The organism is Phormidesmis priestleyi BC1401, assembly GCF_001650195.1.
In the GTDB taxonomy this organism is placed as follows: domain Bacteria; phylum Cyanobacteriota; class Cyanobacteriia; order Leptolyngbyales; family Leptolyngbyaceae; genus Phormidesmis_A; species Phormidesmis_A priestleyi_B.
Genome location: NZ_LXYR01000065.1, coordinates 1 through 22,905, shown reverse-complemented (window position 1 = coordinate 22,905; position 22,905 = coordinate 1). Strand labels below are relative to the sequence as shown.

Here is a 22,905-nt window from a genome sequence, read left to right as displayed (position 1 = left end):
CCGCCGTTGAGACTCTGACCTAAACTGAACCCGCTTTGGCAGTCGCCGTAGAGCAAGATCACTCTCATGGGCGCAGCGTCCAGCGCCCTGTGCAAGTGTTTACCTCACCCACAACCCTACAAGCGAAATACGCCCGCCTCGCCTCAATTGGGGTCGTGACGTGAGATGGCATCCGCGCCCAGCAGCCTTTCTGCGAGACGGTTTACTGTGGGTCAAGTTGGACTGGCAGACTTCTAGGACTATGGGTAGAAACTTAGCTTGGGCAATCCTAGCGTTTCGTCCCAGCCCATCATTAGATTGAGACATTGAATCGCCTGTCCTGCTTGCCCTTTCATCAGGTTATCGATCGCCGACATCACAATCACTCGATCGGTGCGCGGATCGACTTCGACCCCGATATAGCAGAGGTTAGTGCCCCAAGCCCACTTGGTTTGCGGATAGATGCCACCGGGCAATAGTTTTACCCAGGGAGTATTGCGGTAAAAGGCGCTGTAGATGGTGAGTAAATCTTCCCGCACCAGCCCCGGATCGCGAAGGGTGGCGTAGACCGTCGCCAAAATGCCACGAACCATCGGGATCAGGTGCGGCGTAAACTGCACCAAAATCTCATGTCCCGCTAAATCGCTGCAAATCTGCTCGATCTCAGGCGTGTGACGGTGCCCAGCCACGTTGTATGCCCCTAACGAGTTGTCTGCTTCAGCTAATAGCAGCCCGGTTTTGGCTTGCCGTCCTCCGCCAGACGTGCCAGATTTTGCGTCAATAATTGCCGTTTCAGGCACGATTAAGCCTTGTTTGAAGAGCGGCGACAGTGCCAGCAAACTCGCGGTCGGATAGCACCCCGGACAGCCGACCAACTGCGCCTCAGCAATGCGATCGCGATACAGCTCTGGCAATCCATAAACGGCGGTCTCGGCAACGTCTTGATCGCTGCGCTCTACCCCATACCAGTGAGTATAGGTATCGAGATCAGAAAATCGATAGTCTGCGGACAAATCCAGCACTTTGCAGCCTTTCTCTAGCAGCGTCGGAGCCATCTTGCACGCCAACCCGTTGGGCAGCGAGAGAAACACAGCCTGACAGCGATCGGCGATTTTATCGAGATCGATCGGCTCGATCATTTGGTGCACTTGATGCCCCAAATGCGGATAAAGGCTCGAATATTCCTGCCCTGCACTGCTGTTGCCGCCCAAGTAGGCGAGTTCTAGCTTTGGATGGTCAGTTAAGAGCCGCACTAACTGCACCCCTCCATAGCCTGATGCGCCAATCACACCAACGGGTACACGCTCTAAGTCACCCATGTTTCTTGACCTTTAAGACAGATGAACTGCTGAACTTCTGCTGCATTGTAATCCTCAACCTGCAATTGTCAAAGTAAAGAACGGCAGACGATTTTAGGCGATCGCTCCTCACTTTAGCGTTAGTTTGAGCTTAACGTTGGCTTCATAAGATACGAGAAAGTGATTGTTATCCTGAAAAGCGATCTCTGCCCGCGTAAACAGTATTAAATCTCTGGAATTTTTAGGCGGAGGAATTTAGAATACTTAAGTGTGAAGAGTGAATTTCAGATACGCAACTCTACTTCTTTACCGTTGCATTTACTTAGTTGATTCTCTCAGCACCGCGAAATCAGTGATTCCTCGGTTGCTTACTTCGGTTTAAGCGTTCTTCGTCAACAGACATCCTTCCAAGATTCAGTACGCTTCCGAAGTTAAAGAATTACAATCGAAGATAAAACCGCTTCAAAAAACTTTACGGTGTTACCGCTTTGAACCTCTCTGTCAACGCTCAACCCTTTTCTAATCAACCGTTTTCTTTTGACTCCATTGAGGATGCCCTGGCGGAGTTGAAGGCAGGGAAAGCGATCGTCGTCGTCGACGATGAAAATCGAGAAAACGAGGGAGACGTGATCTGTGCCGCTCAGTTTGCGACTCCAGACCTGATCAACTTTATGGCGGTCTATGCGCGAGGTCTGATCTGTCTCGCCATGACGGGCACTCGCCTTGATGAATTGGATGTTCCGCTGATGGTGCGGGAAAACACTGATAGTAACCAAACCGCCTTCACGGTCAGCATTGATGCCTCTCCCAGAGTCGGGGTCACAACTGGGATCTCGGCAGAAGACCGTGCGCGCACGATTCAGGTGTCTCTCAACCCCGACACTCAGCCTGCCGATTTGCGTCGTCCAGGACATATATTTCCGATTCGCGCTAGAGAAGGCGGGGTTTTAAAACGTGCGGGTCACACAGAAGCTGCTGTCGATCTCTCTCGTCTCGCAGGACTTTATCCGGCTGGGGTGATCTGTGAAATTCAGAATTCAGATGGCTCGATGGCACGACTGCCTGAGCTAGTGAAATACGCCAAGGGGCATGACCTAAAAATCATTAGCATTGCTGATCTGATTAGCTATCGGCTGCGGCATGAGCGCTTTGTGTGCCGCGAAACGGTTGCAGAGATGCCGTCTCTGTTTGGGCAGTTCAAAATTTATGCTTATCGCAACTTGCTCGACGACTCTGAGCACGTAGCGATCGTCAAAGGTGAGCCTGAGCAGTTTGGCGATCGTCCGGTGATGGTGCGAGTGCATTCAGAATGTCTGACGGGAGATGCGCTCGGTTCGCTGCGCTGCGATTGTCGGATGCAGCTACAAGCCGCCCTGAAGATGATTGAAAACGCGGGGATGGGCATTGTCGTTTACCTGCGGCAAGAAGGACGAGGCATTGGGTTGGTCAACAAGCTCAAGGCTTATTCGCTGCAAGATTTAGGACTCGATACCGTTGAGGCAAACGAGCGCCTGGGCTTCCCTGCTGATTTGAGAGACTACGGCGTTGGGGCACAAATCCTCAACGATTTGGGAGTCAAGCAGATTCGCCTGATCACCAATAATCCTCGTAAGATTGCGGGTTTAAAAGGCTATGGCTTAGAGATGGTCGATCGAGTCCCCCTCTTGATCGAGGCGACCTCCTATAACTCTTCTTATCTGGCAACCAAAGCCGAAAAGATGGGTCACTTGTTTTTAAGAACTTATCTGGTGACGCTGGCGCTGCATTTTGAAACCGAGGAGTCGGTGGCAGAGCGCTATGAGCGGCTCGAAAAACTGCGGCATTTGGCTAAAATCTACGATCTGACGCTGCAAGAAGAAGCGCGACCCGTGGCATCGGCGTTGTTTGGCGAAACCTCTCTAATCGCGCATTTGGGCTTTGAGCAAGCCTTGGTTAGCGATGTCGATTGGTATCGATCGCCTGACCATCCCTACATTTCAGCGATCGGGCAGATTCTTGATAATCTGACGTGCTGGGCATCGGTGAAAAAACTGGAGTTTATGATTTCTCCGGGTTCTGACCCTTTAACGGGCTTGCAGGTGCAGCTCGATCGACAAACATTTTCGATCAATCAGTTGCCTTCGTCGATCTGTGATGCGTTAGAAACTCAGACGATCTATAGTTTTTCAAGACGCTAGGCATTCGTGAAGATTGGGTCGTTAGAGGCTGGGGAAGTTGCATCCTAGCCTCTATTTTCTGGTTTATCTGCGTTGAGAAACCGTTGACATTCTTGCCGTAATGCGATCGCGACCCGATAGTATTCAGATTCTAGTAATTGAAGGTGATCAATAATTTCGGCTTGCGATGCGGCGATCGCCAGTGCTTCGAGTTCTTCACAGAGTTTTGCCAACGTCATCGCGCCGACCGTAGCGCTGCTCGATCGTAATGTGTGCACCGATCGCTTCAGAGTTCTACTATCTTGCTGAGCCAACGCCTCGCGCGCAGCGCTCAATAGTTTGGGAGCTTCTTGAAGGTAGCAATCGATAATCTCTACTAAAAATTCTGGAAGATTTCCGCCGACTCGATAAATCTCTTGCAGTGCGGTGAGGTCGATCAAAGAAACTTGAGGATCGTCAATATTTTTCATGAGGTTGCACTGGCTCAAAGCTAATCTTAATGCTTTAGTGCGGACAGACGTAAGGTAATTCGTCATACCAAAGTCTAAACACCGTTGACCAAGATTTAGCACGGTCAAGGGATGTTTTCGATCGCTATTTATAAAAGCATCGATTTATGGATCAGACCCATACGTGATTTTAATCATCAATTCTTGACTGTGAATTAACGTCCGATACCGCTTTTGCGACGAGTTGAATCTTTCGCAATATCACTATCGGTAATTCTACAAGCAACCCGAACTGCACTCTATTGCATCACCAGTGAAAACGCTGGATTGAAGCCTCTGTTATGCCTATGTGATTCATCCCGGAATCTTTAGGGAACGATTTAGAGAACGATGTTTTGAAGTCTCTAAGATTAGCTTGCCCAATTTGCTCAAACTATAGCTAGATCTAACTCTGCTCTCTTGAAAGCAACCTAACTTTTACTAAATTTCTGACATTTAGAAAGCACGGCTAAAGTGACTGATTTCGTCATTGATTAGCCCCAGCTTCGCGTCTCGATCGTCCATCCACTTTACCCACCCGACATGAAAAATTGCCCGCGCTCTCGCTTGCACCATCTGCTGGCAGCCACCCTTGCTATCGGGAGTACCCTTCCGTTCGCTGCACCGATTCTAGCTGCTGGCACCGCCGCCGGAACCTCGATTAAAAACACGGCAACCGGAACCTTTAACGATGGCGGTGGTAGCAACTACACTACGACCTCTAACGAAGTCACGATCGACGTTTTAGAAGTGGCGGGTCTAACGCTGACAGCGAATACTCCCAGCGTCGTCAACCCTAATGCAGGTGACACCCTATATGTAGATTTTGTCATTACCAACACGGGCAACGACCCGACTCAATTCTCTATCCCAGGCATAGCGACTCTCTCTAATACGACTGCCTTCTCACAAAACGGGCAGATTCAAATCGTTGCAGTTAATGGCACGACATTAGGAACGGCGGTTAACGTGCCGCTCACGCCTGCTGGAGACACCACAGGCAACTTGCTAGGAACGGGCGCAAATTCAGGATCGCTGGTTCCAAATCCCGGCACAGGAACCACCGGAACAATCACTATTCGGGTGCCGATCAAGGTCTTGGCAAGTGCAACCGCAACCAGCACCTTGAAAGTGTCGCTAGGAAATACAAGCCCCGTTGATGGACAAAACCTCGATCGCTCTGCAAACGTTAATACCAACGATGTCTACACCGTGGACAACGCAAACGGAGTCGGGGGTGAAACCAATGCAACTGCGCCCAGCAATGGCGTGAGAGAGGCAATGACAACCAGCAGCCCGATCACGGTTGCAGCCAGATTGCAATCGTTTGCAGCCGTGCTAAAAGCTGTAGGTGGCTACGACAACAAGACTACGCCAAACATTCTGACCGATGACGTGTTGACCTATAGGCTGGCACTGCGAGTTGAAAATCCTGCAACGCCTCCGACTGGGTTTGTCACGTCTGATCTTTATGGCACCCAGATCAACGTCAATAGCAGCACCGCCAAGGCGTATGTCTTAGTCAGTGATGCCGTTCCAGCAGGGTTGCAGTTTGGCGCAACGAATACCATCACTGCTCCTAGTGGTTGGGTGGCAGTTTACACGCAAGATCCACTAACCGTCAGTGCGTTAGCCGCAAGCTGGAAAACCATCCGTCCGACATCGGGTTCTGCGATCACTCGCGTTGGTTTCATCTTTGACACCAACGCAGCCGGAATTCCTAAAGGTTCAGTAAGCACAGGTACCACAGTTACTGGGTTCCAATTTGATCTGACTCCAACTGCCACGTTTGCTGGAGGGCAGATTGCTAACTTGGCTCAAGCCTTTGGTCAATCTCAACCCGGCACCGTCGCTCCAGGAACCGCTACTCAGATTGTCTACGATGAATCGGGTGACCAAAGCACAAACAACAAGTTAGACGGAACAAACCCTGATCCGGCTTCTGCGGGTGGCGCACCCATCAACAATGGCGGTATCAGCACCGGAGTTGCAAACCCTGCGGCAGATGGCACTGACCCAGGAACCGGAACTGACCCAAATAATACCACCAACACCAATACAGGGGTTGACACGACTGGTACTAAGGCAGGGGGCGGTGAAGACACCGTATACACGATCGCCGCGACTCCCTTAAACGGACCGTTGGGTCAACCTGGCGCAGTTGGACCTAATGACACCAATGATGACTTCACCAACAAGTCGATTGTGACTCCAGCAAATCTGCCGCCTACAACTTTGTTAACCGATGCTCGAACGCTTCCGTTCACGTTTGATAACACGGCTCAAAACACGAGCGGCGGTTCTCAAGCTATCTCGCTGTTGCCAACTCCTCCAGCAACAACGACTGCGTTACCAGACAACACGAAAGTGACGATTACCGGGACGGGCACCAGCGCAACTTATAACTACACGTCGGCAGGCGGCTTCGCCTTCGTGTCGGGCACGGGCGGAACGAGTGCCGCTATTCCGGTCAGGTTGACCATTGCAGGCGGAGCGACAGCTAACTATCAAGTGACCGTTGACTTACCCGCAGCACCGCAGTTCCAAGGGTTCCCAGTGCCAGTGACGGCGTTTGTCGATGTCAATAATAACGGTTTATTCGATGGTGAACCGAGCAACACGACGATCGATCGTCTCTACACCAACTACGTGACGCTAGACAAAGATGCCCGAATTCTGCACACAGACGGTACAACACCTGTAACTGCCTTTACAACAGTGCCAGCTACTCTGAATGCAGCCGCGACTCCGGGCAGAGTGATCGAGTATCGCATCGTTTACAAGAACATCTCGACGAGTGGTGGAACGAATAACGTCACTCTACCTGCTAACAGCTTGGTAATTACGGAGGATGGCGCGACAGCCGCAAACAACTGGTTTGCCTCCACGTTGGACTCAAAGTATGGAACGACTGGTGGAGTTGGCTCTGCGATCGATTCAGGTGGAACCATCGCGGTGACTACCAGCGGCACCCCGACTGACATCCAAGTATATACAGATACGATCGCGACGGTTGCTCCTGGCTCTGCTGCTGGCACCTTCACCTTCCAGCGAAAAATCAAGTAACGCTCTAGTGATTGCTGTCCATAACTTTTTAGAACAGCAATCACAACACACATTTGTTCCACTGCATTCACAACGAGTATCGACATGAAAAAACATTGGTTATTAGGTGCCAGCGCTGCCCTGGTTCTTTCGACTCTGCCGATTAACGGCTCACCCGCGATCGCTCAGATCTTTAACGCGGGGTCTACGATCGCTCAAAACGTGTTGCGTCAGCCCAAAGTCAATCTGCACTTGGTGGCAGATCAGCAAGTGGTGACGAAACAGCAGGGGAAGGAGGTGATTCGCTGGCAACCGATCGACGGCAACGTTAAAGCCAAACAAGGAGATCTGATTCGGTTCACGGTGACGGGTAAGAACGAAGGCAGTCGCGATGCAAGAAACGTGGCGATTACTCAACCGATTCCTCAAGGAACGATCTATCAGTTGAACTCTGCCACGATCGCTCAAGCAATCACCGTCACTTACAGCATTGACCAAGGCAAAACGTTTGTGGTGCAGCCAACGGTGAAGGTGACGCTGCCCAACGGCAAAGTCGAAGAGCGCCCTGCTCCGGCTGCGGCTTACACGCATGTGCGATGGGAGACGAGCCAAACGCTGCAACCTGACGCGATCGTAAGTGCCGCTTACCAAGTCAAAATCCGCTAACGTCTCTAAGCCTGAAGGGTGTTCGATAGAACGTTTCGACAGAACACCCTTCAAATTGCCTAATCGCTTCTCACTCTCACAGGTGGAATTGACGACTCCACGATTTTAAGGTTGCCTACAGTCTTTTACCCGAATTAGCTTCCATGATTTCTCACCGCAAACGATGTCGCTTATTGGCGGCGTTTCTGATTGCCAGCATTGCGCTTCAGCCTCTAGCGGCTGGTGCAAAAACTGCGATTTCTAACACGGCTTCCTATTCATTTCAAGATGCTGAAAAACATACGTTTGAAAGTATTACCAATCAGTTGAAGCAGGAGATCGTTGATCCCTTTGGGCGCATTCGTGGCTGCGGTGGAGAAGTCTTGCCCGACTATGCAGGGTTTAGCGTTGGTCTCTATGATGCTAGTGCCCAAGATACGCCGCTAGGATTGGTTTCCCTACCGAGAACCGGAGCAGGCACAAGCTTTACGGGTGCGCCACCCAACCTGCAAAATAGCAATCCCTTCTTTTTGGCAAACGACGAACCAAAAGGAAGCTATAACTTTTTCTTTAACCGTAGTGCAGGTCAACTTGAGGTTGGCAAACGATACATTCTGATTGTGAATCCGCCTGCGAGTGCTAGGCGTTATAGTCAGCGTCAAATTCGGGTTGTGATTACGGCACGAGATGATGTTGCAAAAACGGTTTCTTATACCGCGACCGCACTTGATGGGCGAGGCATTAGCTTAGATGCTGATCCGGCTTCTTTTAGTACGACGGTTGCAATTAATGATGCCACTGGTACAGGGTTGGTGCTTTCGGCGCTGAGTCTGATCGATCAGCCGATTTGCGTAGGGGCATCTCAACCAATTCAGATTACAAAAACCGCCGATCGAGCCGCTGCTGAACCGGGCGATACGGTAATTTATCGGCTCTCGGTGCGAAATCTCAATTCGGTAGCTGCCAATCAAATCGAGGTTGTCGATGTCTTGCCCTTGGGGTTTGCCTTTTTACCCAAGAGCGTTCGCGGTGAATTGGGTGGATCTGGAGTGGCGATCGCGGCAACTCAAAGCGGCTCAACGGTGATCTTTAAGTCTGACAGCAGCATTCCTCCTGATGGCGTGTTGAACATTGCTTATGCTGTGCAACTCAGTCCTGATTCGGTGCGCGGATCGGGTGAAAATCTAGCGAGTGTCAGCGTTCATCGCATCGATACCAATGCCATTCTCAGAGACGGACCGTCTAAATATCGATTGCGAATTCGTCCTGGTATCATCTCTGATTGCGGCACCATTATCGGTCGCGTGTTTGAAGACAAAAATTTCGACGGTGAACAGCAGCCCGGAGAGCTAGGAATCCCGAATGCGGTCGTGATTTTAGATGATGGCACTCGCATTACCTCTGATCCTAACGGACTGTTCTCGATCGCCAATGTTCTATCAGGCAACCGGACGGGAGTGCTTGATCTCAGCAGCGTTCCAGGTTACACCTTTGCCGCAAATCGCTATGTCAAAGAACGCAATAGTCAATCTCGCCTGGTGCATCTCGAACCTAGCGGACTGGTGCGAATGAATTTTGCTGTCACGCCCGCCGTTTCAGAAGCAGGCAACCCATGAATATGAAATCTCGACATTCTCTAGCGGTTGGTTTGCTAAGTTTAGGGCTGATTGCTGAAAGTATCAGCTTTGCATTGCTGATGCCAATCAGAAGCGCAATGGCGGCAACTATAGAAACGGCAACGGTTCCGATCGTGCAATCAGTCTCTCAAGCGCAACCTATAGTTAAATCCGAATCACAACCTACTGTACAACCGGACGTAAAATCCTCACCAACCGAGTTGTCGCAAGGCATCACGATCGTATCGCCCATTCTTAAAGCGGTGATTGATGTTCCGGCAACAACCGTGGTGCTGCGGTTTCCTCTCGATAGCCAAGTGGACTTGCAGGTGAACGGCAAATCAGTGAGTACGTCTCTTGTCGGGCGAACTGAAAAAGACAGAGCTAAAAAGCAAACTACCCAAACCTGGTATGGCGTTCCGCTGCAAGATGGCGAAAACACGATCGTGGCTCAGATTATCAGCAACGGTCAGGTGACGCAAACCGCATCAACGCAGGTGCAAGTGCGCGGATTGGCGAAACAGATCACGGTTCGCACGGCTGAGACGCGAGTTCGTGCTGATGGGCGATCGACCGTGACCATTCAAGGTGAATTGTTGGATGCCAACGGCAACCGCTCCAATCGCGATACGATCGTCACCCTCAAACCCACGGCAGGCGAATTTGTCGAACCCGATGCCAGCCCTGATCAACCGGGCTATCAAGTCAAAGCAACTCAAGGCGAATTTAAAGCGACGTTACGATCGGGCATTCAAGCTCAAATGGTGCGAATTCAGGCGAAGGCGGATGATTTAGATGCGTTTACGCAAGTTCAGTTTGAAACCGATTTGCGATCGTCGTTGGTGACTGGCTCGATCGATCTTCGGCTCGGCAAAGGTGGCACTGATTTTTATCGCAGCTTTCGGGACTTTCTGCCGCCGAATGGCAAAAATAACTACGGGTTAGCGACTCACGGTGCGGTGTTTGCCACGGGTAAAGTGGGCGATTGGCTCGTCACCGGAGCGTATAACAGCGATCACGCCCTCAATCAAACCTGTGACGGCACTGCGCGGCTGTTTCGAGAACAGCAGTTTTGCGATCAAAACTATCCGGTGTATGGAGACAGCTCTAGGACCGATGTGTTGACTCCCTCGATCGACAGCGTTTATCTCAAACTTGAGCGCACGTCTCCGACTACGAATGGCATCGACTATTTTATATGGGGCGACTATAACACCGAAGAGTTTGCCACGCGATCGCAGCAGTTCAGCGCTACCAGTCGCCAACTTCACGGATTGAAAACCAATTACAACTTTGGCAATCTGCAACTCAGCGGGTTTTATGGCAACAACGTGCAGGGCTTTCAGCGAGACACGATCACGCCCGATGGCACAAGTGGCTATTACTTCCTGTCGCGGCGGTTAGTGATTGGCGGCAGTGAAAATGTCTTCTTAGAACTCGAAGAATTAAACCGTCCTGGAACCGTTTTAGAACGCAAGCAGCTAAATCGCGGCAACGACTATGAGATTGACTACGATCGCGGCACGATTCTGTTTAGACAACCGATTTTGAGAACGGATGTCGATCAGACGGGTCAAGTTCTGGTGCGCCGCATTGTCACGACTTATCAATACGAAAGTCAACAGGCAAGTAAAAGCAATATCTACGCAGGTCGAGCGCTTTATCACCTGTCGAACACACCGGGGCGAGAAAGCTGGGTGGGTGCCACTTATCTGAAAGAGAACCAAGGAACCAGAGACTTTGAGCTTTATGGGACTGATGCCTTATTCTCATTTGGCAAAGGGAATGTCATTGCTGAATATGCTCACTCTAGCAATCGATCGGACGTTTTCGGTTTGGTCAGCGGCTCTGCTTATCGATTAGAAGCCAACGCCGAAATTGCCACCGGAATCTTGGCGCGAGGCTACTATCGCAAAACCGATACTGGATTTGCCAATGATGCCACCATCAGTTTTGTACCCGGTCAAACTCGCTATGGGGCAGAAGTTACGGGCAGCGTCTCTGACATCACAAAACTGAGAGTGCAATATGACCACGAAGACAACACGGGCATTGCACCCCGCGAAATCGACACGCTCCAGGATCTATTCGCTCCCCGAAATCAAGCGATTCCCGGAAGTCGAGTTGATAACTCACTGACCACGATCGCGGTTGGTGTTCAGCAGCGACTTGGCAACGCGAATCTAGATGTCGATTTGCTGCACCGCGATCGTCAAGATCGACTCTCCCCCGATTCAAGCGGCTCCTCGGATCAACTGCGATCGCGCTTCACCGTGCCGTTGTCTAAAACGCTCACATTTCTGGCGCAAAATGAAACGACGCTATCATCAACGGTCGATCCGGTCTATAGCGATCGGACTGGGCTAGGACTTGATTGGGCGATCATGCCCGGAGTTAACCTCGGCTTAAGTCAACAGTTTTACACCCGTGGGCAACTCGCCGGACAGTCGATCACCAATCTAAATTTGCGCGGAGAATACAAATTTGGGACAGACACGACGCTTCATGCACGCTATGGCATCCTCGGCGGAGTGGATAGCTGGACAACTCAAGGCGCGATCGGCGTAAACCAGGGTTGGACAATCTCCCCCGGTTTGAGAATGGATCTGGCATACGAACATCTCTTCGGCGGATTTTTTGGCAGCACTGGGGCTGGAATTCAATTTGCTCAACCGTTTGCAGTTGGGCAGAGTGCATCTTCTCTGGGTTTGCAGGGCGGCGATAGTTACAGCGTCGGGCTTGAATATACCGGGAGCAAAGAGTTTCAGGCAGGTGCCCGCTATGAACATCGCAGTTCGTCAAGCGGCAGCAACACGGTGATTTCGGCAGCCGCGACGGGCAAGATTTCTTCATCACTCACAGCACTGGCACGCTATCAGCAAGCTAATGCTGCCAACCAAACGCTAATCGGGTTAGGCGACACCTCTAATCTCAAACTCGGACTTGCCTATCGAAACCCCAACGACGATCGCTTCAATGCCCTGTTTCGCTACGAATATCGCAAGAATCCTTCGACGATTCCTGACACAATTTTGTTTGGCAGTGGCACAGGCTCTGAAGACCACACTATAGCCCTGGAAGCACTCTACGCCCCTAATTGGCGATGGGAATTCTACGGCAAATACGCGATGCGTCATAGCTCCACAACTCTCTCTAGCGATTTAGTCGGCACGAGCACCGTTTCTCTGGCTCAACTCCGCGCTACTTATCGCTTTGGCTATAGCTGGGACATTGTTGGAGAAGCCCGATGGATTGCTCAACCCAGCGTTGGATTTCACGAAATGGGATTTGTGGTTGAGGCGGGTTATTATCTCACCCCCAATCTTCGACTCGCGGCAGGCTATAGCTTTGGTCGAGTCAACGATCGCGACTTTGACGGTTCTCGATCGGCAGGTGGTACTTACCTGGGTCTCACCATCAAACTCAATGAACTGTTTAGCGGCTTTGGGTTGCAAAAACCGACCTCTGCCGATCGTAAGCCCAAAACAGATACCGTTTCGATCGCTCCTGTTAGTCCCCCCAGTGTTCAAGGTGTAACCCCATGAAACGTGATTTAAGTTTGACTCAGTGGCTCCGATCGGAGAATGCGATCGGGCGATTAACCAAGTTGCACAAACTTGTTAACCCTCATGGGTGGTTAGCCTTTTTCGTGACGATAACCATCATCCTGACCTCAATTAGTCCTGCAATTGCTACGCCAATCGCTATGAAAGATATCATTGCATCTCCCAAACCTGGTATACCTAGCACCTATACAGCGTTTGGGGCAAGCGGCGCGCCATCACCCGGTTATTCAACGACAACTCCATACACGCTTAACTTTAGTCAAGGTTCCCCAAACAATAACCTCGAAATCTCAGGGTTTACGACTGCATCAAACACATTTTCCCTTTTGAGGTTGACCAATCAGATTCGCATACGCCGCCACACAACTGGATCGCCTAGCGATTATAGACAACTGCTCTTCTATCAAAGGATTGGCTCTTCAGGTAATACCCGCGATTTCGCTCCTTCTAAAGCTGATGATATGGAGTCAGCCCTGCTCAACACGATTGTCAACCGAGGAACTGACAATGTTTTCGCGAATACAGGCAACCAACAGGGTAATAACAACAACATTGAACGAGTTGATTTTATTGACCCGTCTGGTTTGACGGCTCCAGCAGCAGCAGGTCTGCCTGATATTGGATTTCTCATTATGGAGCGAGGTGGAAACGATGCCTTCAAAATTGCTGCAATTACTGCTGTAGACAGTTCAAATAACCCAACCGCTTTGGGAAGCCCGTTTACAGCTACAGGTTCAACTTGGGGAAGATCGACGATATATAACAACGTTGCTACAACAGTGATGCGAGCAGACACGATCGGCACAGATCTCAGCCCTTCCTCCGATGCCACTAACCAGCCAATTGGCGGCATTTATTTTTCATATGCAGACCTTGGCATCACCGCAGGACAAAAATTTTATGGCTATGCTTTATTGCCGGGAGACGTACCTGTAGGAAATAATCTCGTAGATTGGACAACCTTCCCAAACAATACGACGGAAGGTGGTGGCGGTGGGATGGATCTAATTGCAGGTGGTGGAATCTATGTTAACAACAGTACTCCGGTTGCAGATCTAGCTTTACAAAAGACAGTGGACAATGCAAACCCATCTGCTGGAACGAACATTACTTTCACACTTACCTTAACCAATCAGTCAACGCCTTCTACCGGAAATGCGACAGGTGTTCAGGTTCAAGACAGTCTTCCAGCAGGACTACAATTTGTTTCTAGTACGAGTACAGGATCTTATAACTCGCTCACAGGTATTTGGAATGTAGGTAGTCTTGCCCATAGCAGTACTGTCACCTTACAAATCACGGCAAAAGTTATCGGCAGTGGCTCTATCACCAACACGGCTCAAGTGTTTGCCAGTGAACAGATCGACTCTGATTCTTCTCCCAACAACAACAACCCTGCTGAAGATGACCAATCTAGTGTATCTATCACAGTGGCTTCACCTCCCAACATCCGTTTAGTCAAGCGGTTAACCAAGATTCAAACAACGGTGCTGTCTGGCTATGTCGATGTGGTCACGGGTGCAGGCGCGATCGATGATAATGCGTCTGGTTGGGCTAACCCCACTGCTACAGCCGTTAAGTCTGATAATTCAGGCAATACGACAAACTTTAGTAGCCTTCTGCAAGGCGCAGTAACTGCCACTGCCCTTCCTGTCGCCCAGCAACCTAAGCCAGGCGATGAAGTAGAGTACACCATTTACTTTCTTTCAGATGGTGGAAAAGATGCGAGTAATGTCAGTCTCTGCGACTTTGTTCCAGCCAATACGACCTATGTACCAGGTTCGCTACAGCTTAGTTTGAGTGGTACTTTAACGGCTGTTCCTGATAGTCCGGCTTTGGGTTCGGGTTTCTACCCCAATTCCACTCCTGTTTTTCCAGCTTCTTGTATGGGAGTTAACAACAGCAGAGGAGCGGCGGTTGTGAGTGTGGGAAGTGCTCCAAAGGCGACAGCAAGTGGCGCACCAACTAATTCTTATGGCTTCTTCAGATTCCGGGCAAAGGTTGATTAAGACCTCCTCGATCGTCACCGAGACGTAGAAACAGCAGAGCCGTGATCTCTGGAATAAAGCCTTTCAGTCGCTCTTTCGGGTGCTTTTAGCTTCATTTCGCCCAATCACGGCAATTGCTTATACTGATTTAATTCTGGAATACATCAGATGATGAGTTTAGCCAGAAACTTGTTGGCTTCGAGCCGTGATGTCTCTGACCGTTCCCTCATAAAACAGAAAGGCTCCGGTTGCATCGTGAACTTTGCGAACCGTCTCCGAAATCCAGATCACGCTGCCATTTTGACGATAAATCTGAGACTCAAAATCTAACACGGTTTCCTGTTGCTCAAAGCACGCGACAAACTCCGATCGGCGCTGCGGCTGCACATAGAGTGGTTGAGAAATATCAGTCAGTTTTTCGATCAAATCTTTAGGAGACGCATATCCATACGTTTGTGCCAGTGCTGGATTCACTTTTAGATAGGTGCCATCGATCGACGATTGAAAGATGCCATCGACAGCATTCTCAAAGCTGTCACGATATCGGGCTTCTATGTTTTTGTGTTTTTGAATCTCGTGCTGTAGTCTGATATTTTGCGCCTCTAACCGTTTTTGCAGCACCCGAATCTTGAGTTGATGCTCAATTCGAGCCAGCACTTCTTCCATTTGAAAAGGTTTGGCAACATAGTCCGTTCCTCCGACTCCAAAGGCTTTTACTTTATCGAGAGGGTCATTCATCGTGCTAATAAAAATGATCGGAATCTCACGGGTCAGAGCATTAGCTTTGAGGCGATCTCAGACCTCATAGCCATCAACTCCAGGCATCATGATATCGAGCAAAATCAAGTCAGGTTTCTCCTCGATCGCGGTTGCCACTACAGACGCACTTGTGTCGGTGCTGCACACTTCATAGCCGTGTTTGGTCAATGCAGTCGAAAGCAGACGCACATTTAGTAGAATGTCATCCACGACCAAGATTACTCCCTGATGCGTGAGTTCACGCAGTTTAAATCCCAGTAGCCAGAAGATATTTTGTTCTGCGGCTCTCAGGTCTTGATGGTGTTTTGCACCTTGATGACTCAAGGTTTGATGAAAAACTCCGAGATGCTCTAGCTGCTCGATCGCGGCATTAATCTCCTGTTCTTCTAGATACAGGCTCTCTAGCACAGCATTTAAATCACTGAGAGAGTTTGCCTTGAGACCTGCCCCGATCGCAAGCACAGAAGTCAAGCGATCGAGGTTTTGGTGCAGCAGTTTTCGGATGTAGTAGCTCGTAGTCAGCGACAGTTGTCTCCGCATAGCCTGAAGATAAACGCTCAAGATCCCATTAGAGTTCCCTTTCAGAACAGGAATCAACTATCTCTGAAAGGGACGTAATCATCTTTGAACTCGAGGCTTTACATCCAAAACGACAAGAACAACTTTGAAGGGTTTTAAAGTACAGCCTAGCGTCGATAACGGCTATATTTCATCAGGCTAATGATCAAAAGATTGGCATCTAATAGATCTCAAATAGACTCTATAGAGACACGCTGGTAGAACGTCTCTATAGAGCTTTGCACGCACATAAAATATGAGCACAGCAACATGAATGCCTCTTAGAACGTGAATGTTGTTCGTACTGTTCCAATCACGGCATCTTGATTGCTAGAATCTTGCCCCGGAGACACAATCCAAATCAAACCCGGTGTGATAGAAATATTGTCAGACAGATTGCATCGATAAAACGCTTCCAAATGAAGCGGAATGTTGTTTTTACCTCCCGTTTGAAACGTGCTGGCATTACCCAAATAGGGTTCAGCTCATATCACAAGTCCGCCCAAATTTCCCTTTCTGAGCAGATCCGGGAAGGCAAACGTCAACGCATAAGTCCAGATGTTGGCTGCACCTAATTGATCCCCTACAAAATCTGCATTGACATAAGACACCCAGCCATTCACCGCAAACTTAGAGCTGACTTTAAAGGTGGCAGATGCGCCATAAGCATTCACGATCGCAGGTAGCAATCTCGCGTCAAGTCCGACTCCATTAGCAGCAGCAGTTCCGGTTGATGCCAGCGCACTACCTCCATCAAAGATCGCAAACCGACGATAGGCATTGATGTAGGTCAACCCGATCGAGAAGCGATCGTTAGGTGCAAAACTGACTTGAGCCAACGCTGAATAGCTGCCGTTAAACAACCCGTCTTTATTACTCGATCGGTTTGCCGCAAACAATAGCGAACCCGTAGCCGAGGTTGCTGGATCAGAGCTGTCGGCATAATAGCCCGCACTTAGCGTAATCTTATCCGTGAGCTTATGACTTAGACCAAACCCACTGCCCCCTCCGATTTGATAAATCGGATTGCGCTCACCAAACACCGATAATGCACCAGTGCCCGCATCATAGGTTTCTAAATAAGAATTATTGGTCGAGGCATAGTCAATGTGTCCCCCACCAACTGCTTCGAGCACGGCTTGGGTTTTGCTGCCGATTGGGAAGTAGTAAGATAGCCAATCGACATAGACTTGATTGGTAATTGAGTTCCCAAAGTTAGACGTTTGAATGCCTTCTACGCCGCCGCCTTGCAGGTTAAAGACGTTTGCGTTTCCGGCTGAGAGGCGCGTGTTGAGGGTGTCTTTGCCCGTGAAGCTCGTTTGCAGATTGAGCCGGACGCGCTCTTGCAGAACGGTGTTGTTATTAGTCGGCTGATTGAATTCATTGGTCAAGGCGATGACCACTTCTCCAGCCAGTTTTGTAGTGGTCGAAAACTGCTGGTTTTCGAGGGTAGCGGTTCGAGCGTCTAGCGCATCGACTCGACCGCGCAGAGTGGCGAGTTCGGCTGCAAATTCTTCTTGCAGCTTTTGCAGCGTGGCTAAGTCTTCTTTTTTAACCAGATCGGCGGTGGCAGCAGCAATCAACTCGTTGACCCGATCGAGACAGGCATTTAAACCCGCTGCAAACTCATAGCGGGTGAGGGCACGGTTGCCCCGATAGGTTTTGTCAGGATAACCTGCAATACATCCGTAGCGCGCGACGAGAGACTGTAGCGCTTGAAACGTCCAGTCAGTTGGCTTGACATCTGAAAGCTGAGACACTGAAGTGACTTGAGTGACTTGATCCAGTCCGGGTTCAAAACTTTGGTTTCTGAGTGATGCTAACGGATCTTGGAGTTGGGCAGCCAACGCCGCAGAAAGTAAGCTATTGAAGACCATCACAGAAATCGGCAGGCACCCCTGAAGCGATCGCAAAGACCCCGACCGATCTGATTGTTGATTCATCCTCACTCCTAACAAATTCTCAAATGGGTCTTATCCTAAGACCCTCAATTACTGAGATAGATCTGTAGCAATTAAACCCGTTTCTCTAGATTTTCTAACTTTCGAGGCAAAGAGATCTTGTCATCAACGGACAGCTACAATTGCCCACAGAATTTTTTACGTTTTGAAGAATTAATTCCATGACTACTAAGCGTTTAAAGCGGGAACTTTAATAATGCTTCTTGCGCTACCTGCTTAACTTCATGCAATCTAAATCTAACCCTCAAACTTCTGCCTCGCGATCGAGATGGCTTTCTCTCCGATCGATCTTGGTCATTCCATTTGTTCTGCAAGTCTCAGCGGCGGTGGGCTTAATTGGCTATCTATCGGTGCGAAACGGACAACAAGCGGTTAACGATTTAGCTTCTCAGTTGCGGGGTGAAGTTAGCGATCGCATTCACCAGCATTTAGATAGTTATCTTAATACAGGTCGTAACCTAGCTGAAATTAATGGCGGTGCTATGGATATGGGGTTACTTGACCCAGATAATCCACAGCAGATAGGGCAGTTTTTTTGGAAGCAACTCCAATTGTATAATGTTGGCTACATTAGTTTATGTTTGAAAACAGGAGATTTTGCCGCTGCTGGTCGCTACTTTCAGGATGGTCGCATTACAGTTGAGGAAGTTTCCAAAAAACGTAATGGCAACCAACATAGTTATGTCTACAACACAGACAAACAAGGAAATCGAACTAACCTTGCAGTAGATACTGGTCCCTATGTTGCGATGCAGGAAGCTTGGTGCGAGCAACCAATGAAAGTAGGCAAATCGATGTGGACGCTTTATCAATGGCAATCGCCACCTTACACGCTATCTGTGTCTGCTAATCGCCCAGTTTATGACAAAAACAAGAATTTGATTGGTGTTATTGGAGTTGATCAACGACTCACACAAATTAGTGATTTTCTTCAGCAGTTAAAAGTCAGTCCATCAGGAAAAACTTTTATTTTGGAACGCAATGGATTGTTAATTGCCAGTTCCAACAAAGAACAACCTTTTACACTTGTTAATGGCAAAGCTAAACGGCTTCAAGGCTCTGACAGTAAAGATCCATTGATTGAAGCTACTGCAAAACATTTAACTGAGCGTTTTAATAATTTGTCAAACATCAAAGACAATCAGTCGCTGGAATTTCAACTTAACGATCAGCGCCATTTTGTTCAGGTGGCACCTTGGCGGGATGAATGGGGTTTAGATTGGCTGGTGGTTGTGGCAGTTCCTGAAGCCGACTTTATGGAGCGCATCAACGCCAACACTCGCACCACGATTTTGCTCTGCCTCGGAGCCTTGGGATTAGCAACCGCATTAGGACTCTATACATCGCGCTGGATTACGCGCCCGATTTTGCGATTAAGTCGGGCATCAGAAGCCATTGCAGGAGGCGAACTGACCCAATCAGTCGCAGCGTCGAGCGTCGGTGAATTAAATATTTTAGCCCGATCGTTTAATGGCATGGCAGAACAACTGCGCGAGTCTTTTACAGCGCTAGAACAACGAGTTGAAGAGCGCACCGTTGAATTAAAAATAGCAAAAAACGAAGCGGAAAGTGCAAAAGTGTTAGCCGATGTCGCCAACGATGCAAAGAGTGAATTTCTTGCCAGCATGAGTCACGAATTACGCACTCCGTTAAACGGCATTTTAGGCTATGCCCAAATCCTGCAACGATCGGAGCCTTTAACCGATAAAGGACGCAAAGGTATCGACATTATCTATCAGTGCGGCTCTCACTTGTTAACACTGATTAACGATGTATTAGATCTGTCTAAAATCGAAGCCCGCAAAATGGATCTGGTCGAGAATGCGCTGCATTTCCCGGCTTTTTTGCAAAGCGTGGCTGAAATTTGCCGCATTCGCGCCGAGCAAAAAAACATTGTCTTTGAGTTTGAGCCAGACTCGCAGCTTCCGATCGGAGTCTATGCCGATGAAAAACGACTCCGCCAAGTGCTGATCAATCTTCTCGGCAATGCCATCAAATTTACCGAAAAAGGCGGTGTGACATTAGCCGTTCACAGCTTAGAAGACCATAAAATTCGCTTTGAGATTCGAGACACGGGCGTGGGCATGACTCCTGATCAGCTAGAAAAAATCTTTTTGCCGTTTGAACAAGTGGGCGACACCAAAAAACAATCTGAAGGCACCGGGTTAGGACTCGCCATTAGTCAAAAGATTGTGTTGCTCATGGGCAGCGCCTTGGAAGTCAGCAGCCAAATCGGAGCAGGCAGCACCTTTGGGTTTGAAGTCACCCTCCCAGAAGCCGAACATTGGGTAACCGAGTCGAGAGTGGTTTCACAAGGCACGATCGAGGGTTATCAGGGCAATCGCCGCAAGATTTTAGTCGTCGATGATCGCTGGGAAAATCGGTCAGTGGTCGTTAATTTGCTAGAGCCGATCGGGTTTCAACTCATCGAGGCAAGCAACGGTCACGAAGGCATTGAGCAAGCTTTGATGACGCAGCCTGACTTGATCATCACCGACTTAGCGATGCCGATTTTGAACGGGTTTGGGTTGATTCAAAAGCTCCGATCACTGTCACAATTCCAGGACACTATCTTGCTCGTATCATCTGCTAGTGTTTTTGAAAGCGATCAATATAAGAGCTTAAACGCTGGCGCAAATGCCTTTTTACCTAAACCTGTACAGACTGATACATTACTCAACTTATTACAGCAATATCTGAAATTAGAATGGATCTATCAGGAAATAGATAACTCTAAAAATGCGGAAATAGAATCGCCAATTTCAACAGAGATTATTGCGCCTTCTCAAGTAATCCTGAAACAGCTTTGCGAATTGCACGAAGAAGGTGAGATCGATCTGATCATTGAAGTTGCCCAACAACTTCAATGATCAGATGTGAAGTTGGCTCCATTTGCCCAAACCGTGATCAATCTCTCCGATCGCTACGAAATTAAACAGCTTCAAGCCTTTTTACAACAGCATTTAACAAACTCTTAGTGCTTCAACCCTATGACAACTTCAGAACCCGGATCAATTTTGATCGTCGATGACAACGCAACCAATCTATCAGTGTTATCTCAATCGCTCAAAAGTGTTGGCTACAGAGTGCGAGTCGCGATCGATGGAGAAAACGCCATTGCTCAGGTCGAGCGCAAGCCGCCTGACTTAATCTTGCTTGATGTGCAAATGCCCGGAATCGACGGATTTGAAACGTGCCGAAGGCTTAAAGCCAACAAAGTCAATCAACCCATTCCGATTATTTTTATGACAGCACTGACAGACACCGCCAGCAAAGTCAAAGGGCTATCGCTGGGCGCAGTGGACTATATTCCCAAACCGTTTGAAGAAGAGGAGGTGTTAGCGCGAGTCAAGACTCATTTGCAGCTTAAAACCCTCACTGACCATCTCGAACAGCAAGTCGCCCAGCGAACCGCCGCCTTGCAAACGGCTCAAGTGCAAATTGTGCAACAAGAAAAACTCTCGTCTCTTGGTCAATTAGTGGCAGGAGTCGCCCACGAAATTAACAATCCGATTAACGCGATCGCCAACAACGTTCCCCTTGCCAAAGAATACGTGACGACGCTGCACACGATTCTAGACCTCTATCAAATCGAGCATTCTACCCCGTCTGCAACCCTTCAGCAAGCGTTAGAGGATGCAGACATTGACTTTGTTTTAGAAGACTTGCCCAAGTTGCTAAAATCGCTGGAGTTGAGCAGCGATCGCATCAAAACGATCTCCACATCGCTCCGCATCTTTTCTCGCGCAGATACCGCCCTGGTTCCGTTCAATCTCCATGACGGATTGGACAGCACGCTGTTAATCTTACAGCATCGATTAAAAGCCGCTGGTCAACGAGCAGAGATCAACATCGTCAAACGCTACGGTGAATTACCTGATGTTGAATGCTATCCAGGGCAGATCAATCAGGTTTTTATGAACCTGTTAGCAAACGCGATCGATGCATTAGAAGAAACTTGGAGCAAAAATCAGCAGCCGCTCACGATTCAAATTCAGACTTATGTAAAAGATGCTCAAACTGCGATCGTGAGCATTGCTGACAATGCGCTAGGCATCCCTGACGACGTAAAGCAACGATTATTCCAGCCGATGTTCACCACTAAAGCGATTGGCAAAGGCACCAGACCCGGACTCTCAATCTCTCAGCAGATTGTGCAACAAAAACACAATGGTCAATTAAGCTTCACCTCTGTCCTCGGCAAAGGAAGCGAATTTGTGATTGAGATTTCGATACGGCACCATTGACTTTAGCAATACTTCGGACAGTTTTAGGCGGCGATAGTGCCGTAATCGCAAAGGGTTGAGTAGTTGGGATGGGATTTAATCAAGCTTGGCTCCAAGTCTAAGGTGGCAATAAATCGTTCAAGTAGGTGTTGATTGAGGGCACGACGCTTAACGCTTGCCATTGAGAATACAAATGGGTCTTGACCGGTGTGCTGGGGATGCGCGTCGAACTTCGCTAGATTGAGGGCGGTAAAACTGGCATTGAAATGAAAGTCCAACTTCAAGAGGTCACGGGCTTGACAATCACTCAGACCCGTAAACTGCTTGGCATCGCGGAAGAGAAATTCAATCCCGAAGCGCAATTTATAGAACTGAATAATCTGCTTGGGGGCTTGCTCAACATCGGTACTGAACAGCAGGCAGGTGCGGACTCGGTTCGGAACGCGACGGTCAACTAGGTAGGCGACTCGAATCTCCCGCTTCAAGGAGACGTGCCACAATCGGGCAGTGTAGAGGTCAACCTGGGGTTGCACGGTTTCCACAAAGGTGAAGTGACTGAGGTCTGTCAGGTCAACTTTGCCGTCGTACTTGCGCGGTCTGCCTCGTTGCTTCTGCACCCC

Annotated in this window: 14 protein-coding genes and 1 pseudogene; 9 read left to right on the top strand and 6 right to left on the bottom strand. The window is 49.1% G+C overall.

What is annotated here, in order from left to right; translation table 11 throughout:
• The first annotated feature begins 35 nt into the window (after positions 1-35).
• Positions 36-164: a hypothetical protein gene (locus A8707_RS30360; protein WP_269452757.1), complete on the top strand. Its 129-nt coding sequence runs from the start codon at positions 36-38 to the stop codon at positions 162-164.
• A gap of 75 nt (positions 165-239) precedes the next feature.
• Here A8707_RS30360 and argC read toward each other — a convergent pair whose 3' ends face one another.
• A complete protein-coding gene (gene argC / locus A8707_RS22325; RefSeq protein WP_068819394.1) occupies positions 240-1,298 on the bottom strand; it encodes an N-acetyl-gamma-glutamyl-phosphate reductase in 1,059 nt (352 codons plus the stop codon).
• A gap of 467 nt (positions 1,299-1,765) precedes the next feature.
• Here argC and ribBA point away from each other — a divergent pair, with 467 nt between their 5' ends.
• Positions 1,766-3,454 carry a bifunctional 3,4-dihydroxy-2-butanone-4-phosphate synthase/GTP cyclohydrolase II gene (gene ribBA / locus A8707_RS22320; protein WP_068819393.1) on the top strand — a complete coding sequence of 563 codons (1,689 nt, stop codon included), beginning with the start codon at positions 1,766-1,768 and terminating at the stop codon, positions 3,452-3,454.
• A gap of 44 nt (positions 3,455-3,498) precedes the next feature.
• Here ribBA and A8707_RS22315 read toward each other — a convergent pair whose 3' ends face one another.
• On the bottom strand, positions 3,499-3,903 hold the full coding sequence (locus A8707_RS22315; protein ID WP_068819392.1) for an Hpt domain-containing protein: 405 nt from the start codon (positions 3,901-3,903) through the stop codon (positions 3,499-3,501).
• Between the two features lie 561 nt (positions 3,904-4,464).
• Between A8707_RS22315 and A8707_RS22310 the strand changes: the two genes are divergently transcribed.
• The 5 genes from A8707_RS22310 (at position 4,465) to A8707_RS22290 (ending at position 14,802) form a co-directional block, all read left to right on the top strand.
• A complete protein-coding gene (locus A8707_RS22310) occupies positions 4,465-6,987 on the top strand; it encodes a beta strand repeat-containing protein (RefSeq protein WP_156518824.1) in 2,523 nt (840 codons plus the stop codon).
• An 84-nt stretch (positions 6,988-7,071) separates the two neighbouring features.
• Positions 7,072-7,632, top strand: a complete 561-nt coding sequence (locus A8707_RS22305; RefSeq protein WP_068819390.1) for a DUF11 domain-containing protein — start codon at positions 7,072-7,074, stop codon at positions 7,630-7,632.
• A gap of 143 nt (positions 7,633-7,775) precedes the next feature.
• The gene (locus A8707_RS22300) at positions 7,776-9,227 is read left to right on the top strand and encodes a DUF11 domain-containing protein (protein ID WP_068819389.1); all 1,452 of its coding nucleotides are present in this window, start codon (positions 7,776-7,778) and stop codon (positions 9,225-9,227) included.
• Entirely contained in the window at positions 9,224-12,772 is a 3,549-nt protein-coding gene (locus A8707_RS22295; protein WP_156518823.1) for a TonB-dependent receptor, read from the top strand. Before A8707_RS22300 ends, A8707_RS22295 begins: the two co-directional genes overlap by 4 nt.
• The gene (locus tag A8707_RS22290; RefSeq protein WP_068819387.1) at positions 12,769-14,802 is read left to right on the top strand and encodes a DUF11 domain-containing protein; all 2,034 of its coding nucleotides are present in this window, start codon (positions 12,769-12,771) and stop codon (positions 14,800-14,802) included. The genes A8707_RS22295 and A8707_RS22290 overlap by 4 nt, the downstream gene beginning before the upstream one ends.
• A 156-nt stretch (positions 14,803-14,958) precedes the next feature.
• Here the strand turns inward: A8707_RS22290 and A8707_RS22285 are convergent, their stop codons facing one another.
• The 3 genes and pseudogenes from A8707_RS22285 to A8707_RS22270 form a co-directional block, all read right to left on the bottom strand.
• Positions 14,959-15,519 (bottom strand): PAS domain S-box protein, encoded by a 561-nt coding sequence (locus A8707_RS22285; protein WP_068819386.1) that lies wholly within the window; start codon positions 15,517-15,519, stop codon positions 14,959-14,961.
• 57 nt (positions 15,520-15,576) lie between these two features.
• Complete coding sequence (locus A8707_RS22280) at positions 15,577-16,080, bottom strand: response regulator (protein ID WP_068819385.1); 504 nt, start codon at positions 16,078-16,080, stop codon at positions 15,577-15,579.
• 299 nt (positions 16,081-16,379) lie between these two features.
• Positions 16,380-17,975: pseudogene (locus A8707_RS22270) on the bottom strand (iron uptake porin).
• Positions 17,976-18,283: 308 nt separating this feature from the next.
• Between A8707_RS22270 and A8707_RS22265 the strand changes: the two are divergent.
• Both A8707_RS22265 and A8707_RS22260 read left to right on the top strand, forming a co-directional pair.
• Positions 18,284-20,929: a hybrid sensor histidine kinase/response regulator gene (locus tag A8707_RS22265; RefSeq protein WP_197484968.1), complete on the top strand. Its 2,646-nt coding sequence runs from the start codon at positions 18,284-18,286 to the stop codon at positions 20,927-20,929.
• A 120-nt stretch (positions 20,930-21,049) separates the two neighbouring features.
• Entirely contained in the window at positions 21,050-22,306 is a 1,257-nt protein-coding gene (locus tag A8707_RS22260; protein ID WP_068819382.1) for a sensor histidine kinase, read from the top strand.
• 23 nt (positions 22,307-22,329) lie between these two features.
• On the opposite strand, the gene A8707_RS22255 is transcribed toward A8707_RS22260, so the two are convergent.
• Positions 22,330-22,905 (bottom strand): transposase (locus tag A8707_RS22255; RefSeq protein ID WP_156518507.1); only part of this gene is annotated, 576 nt, incomplete at its 5' end.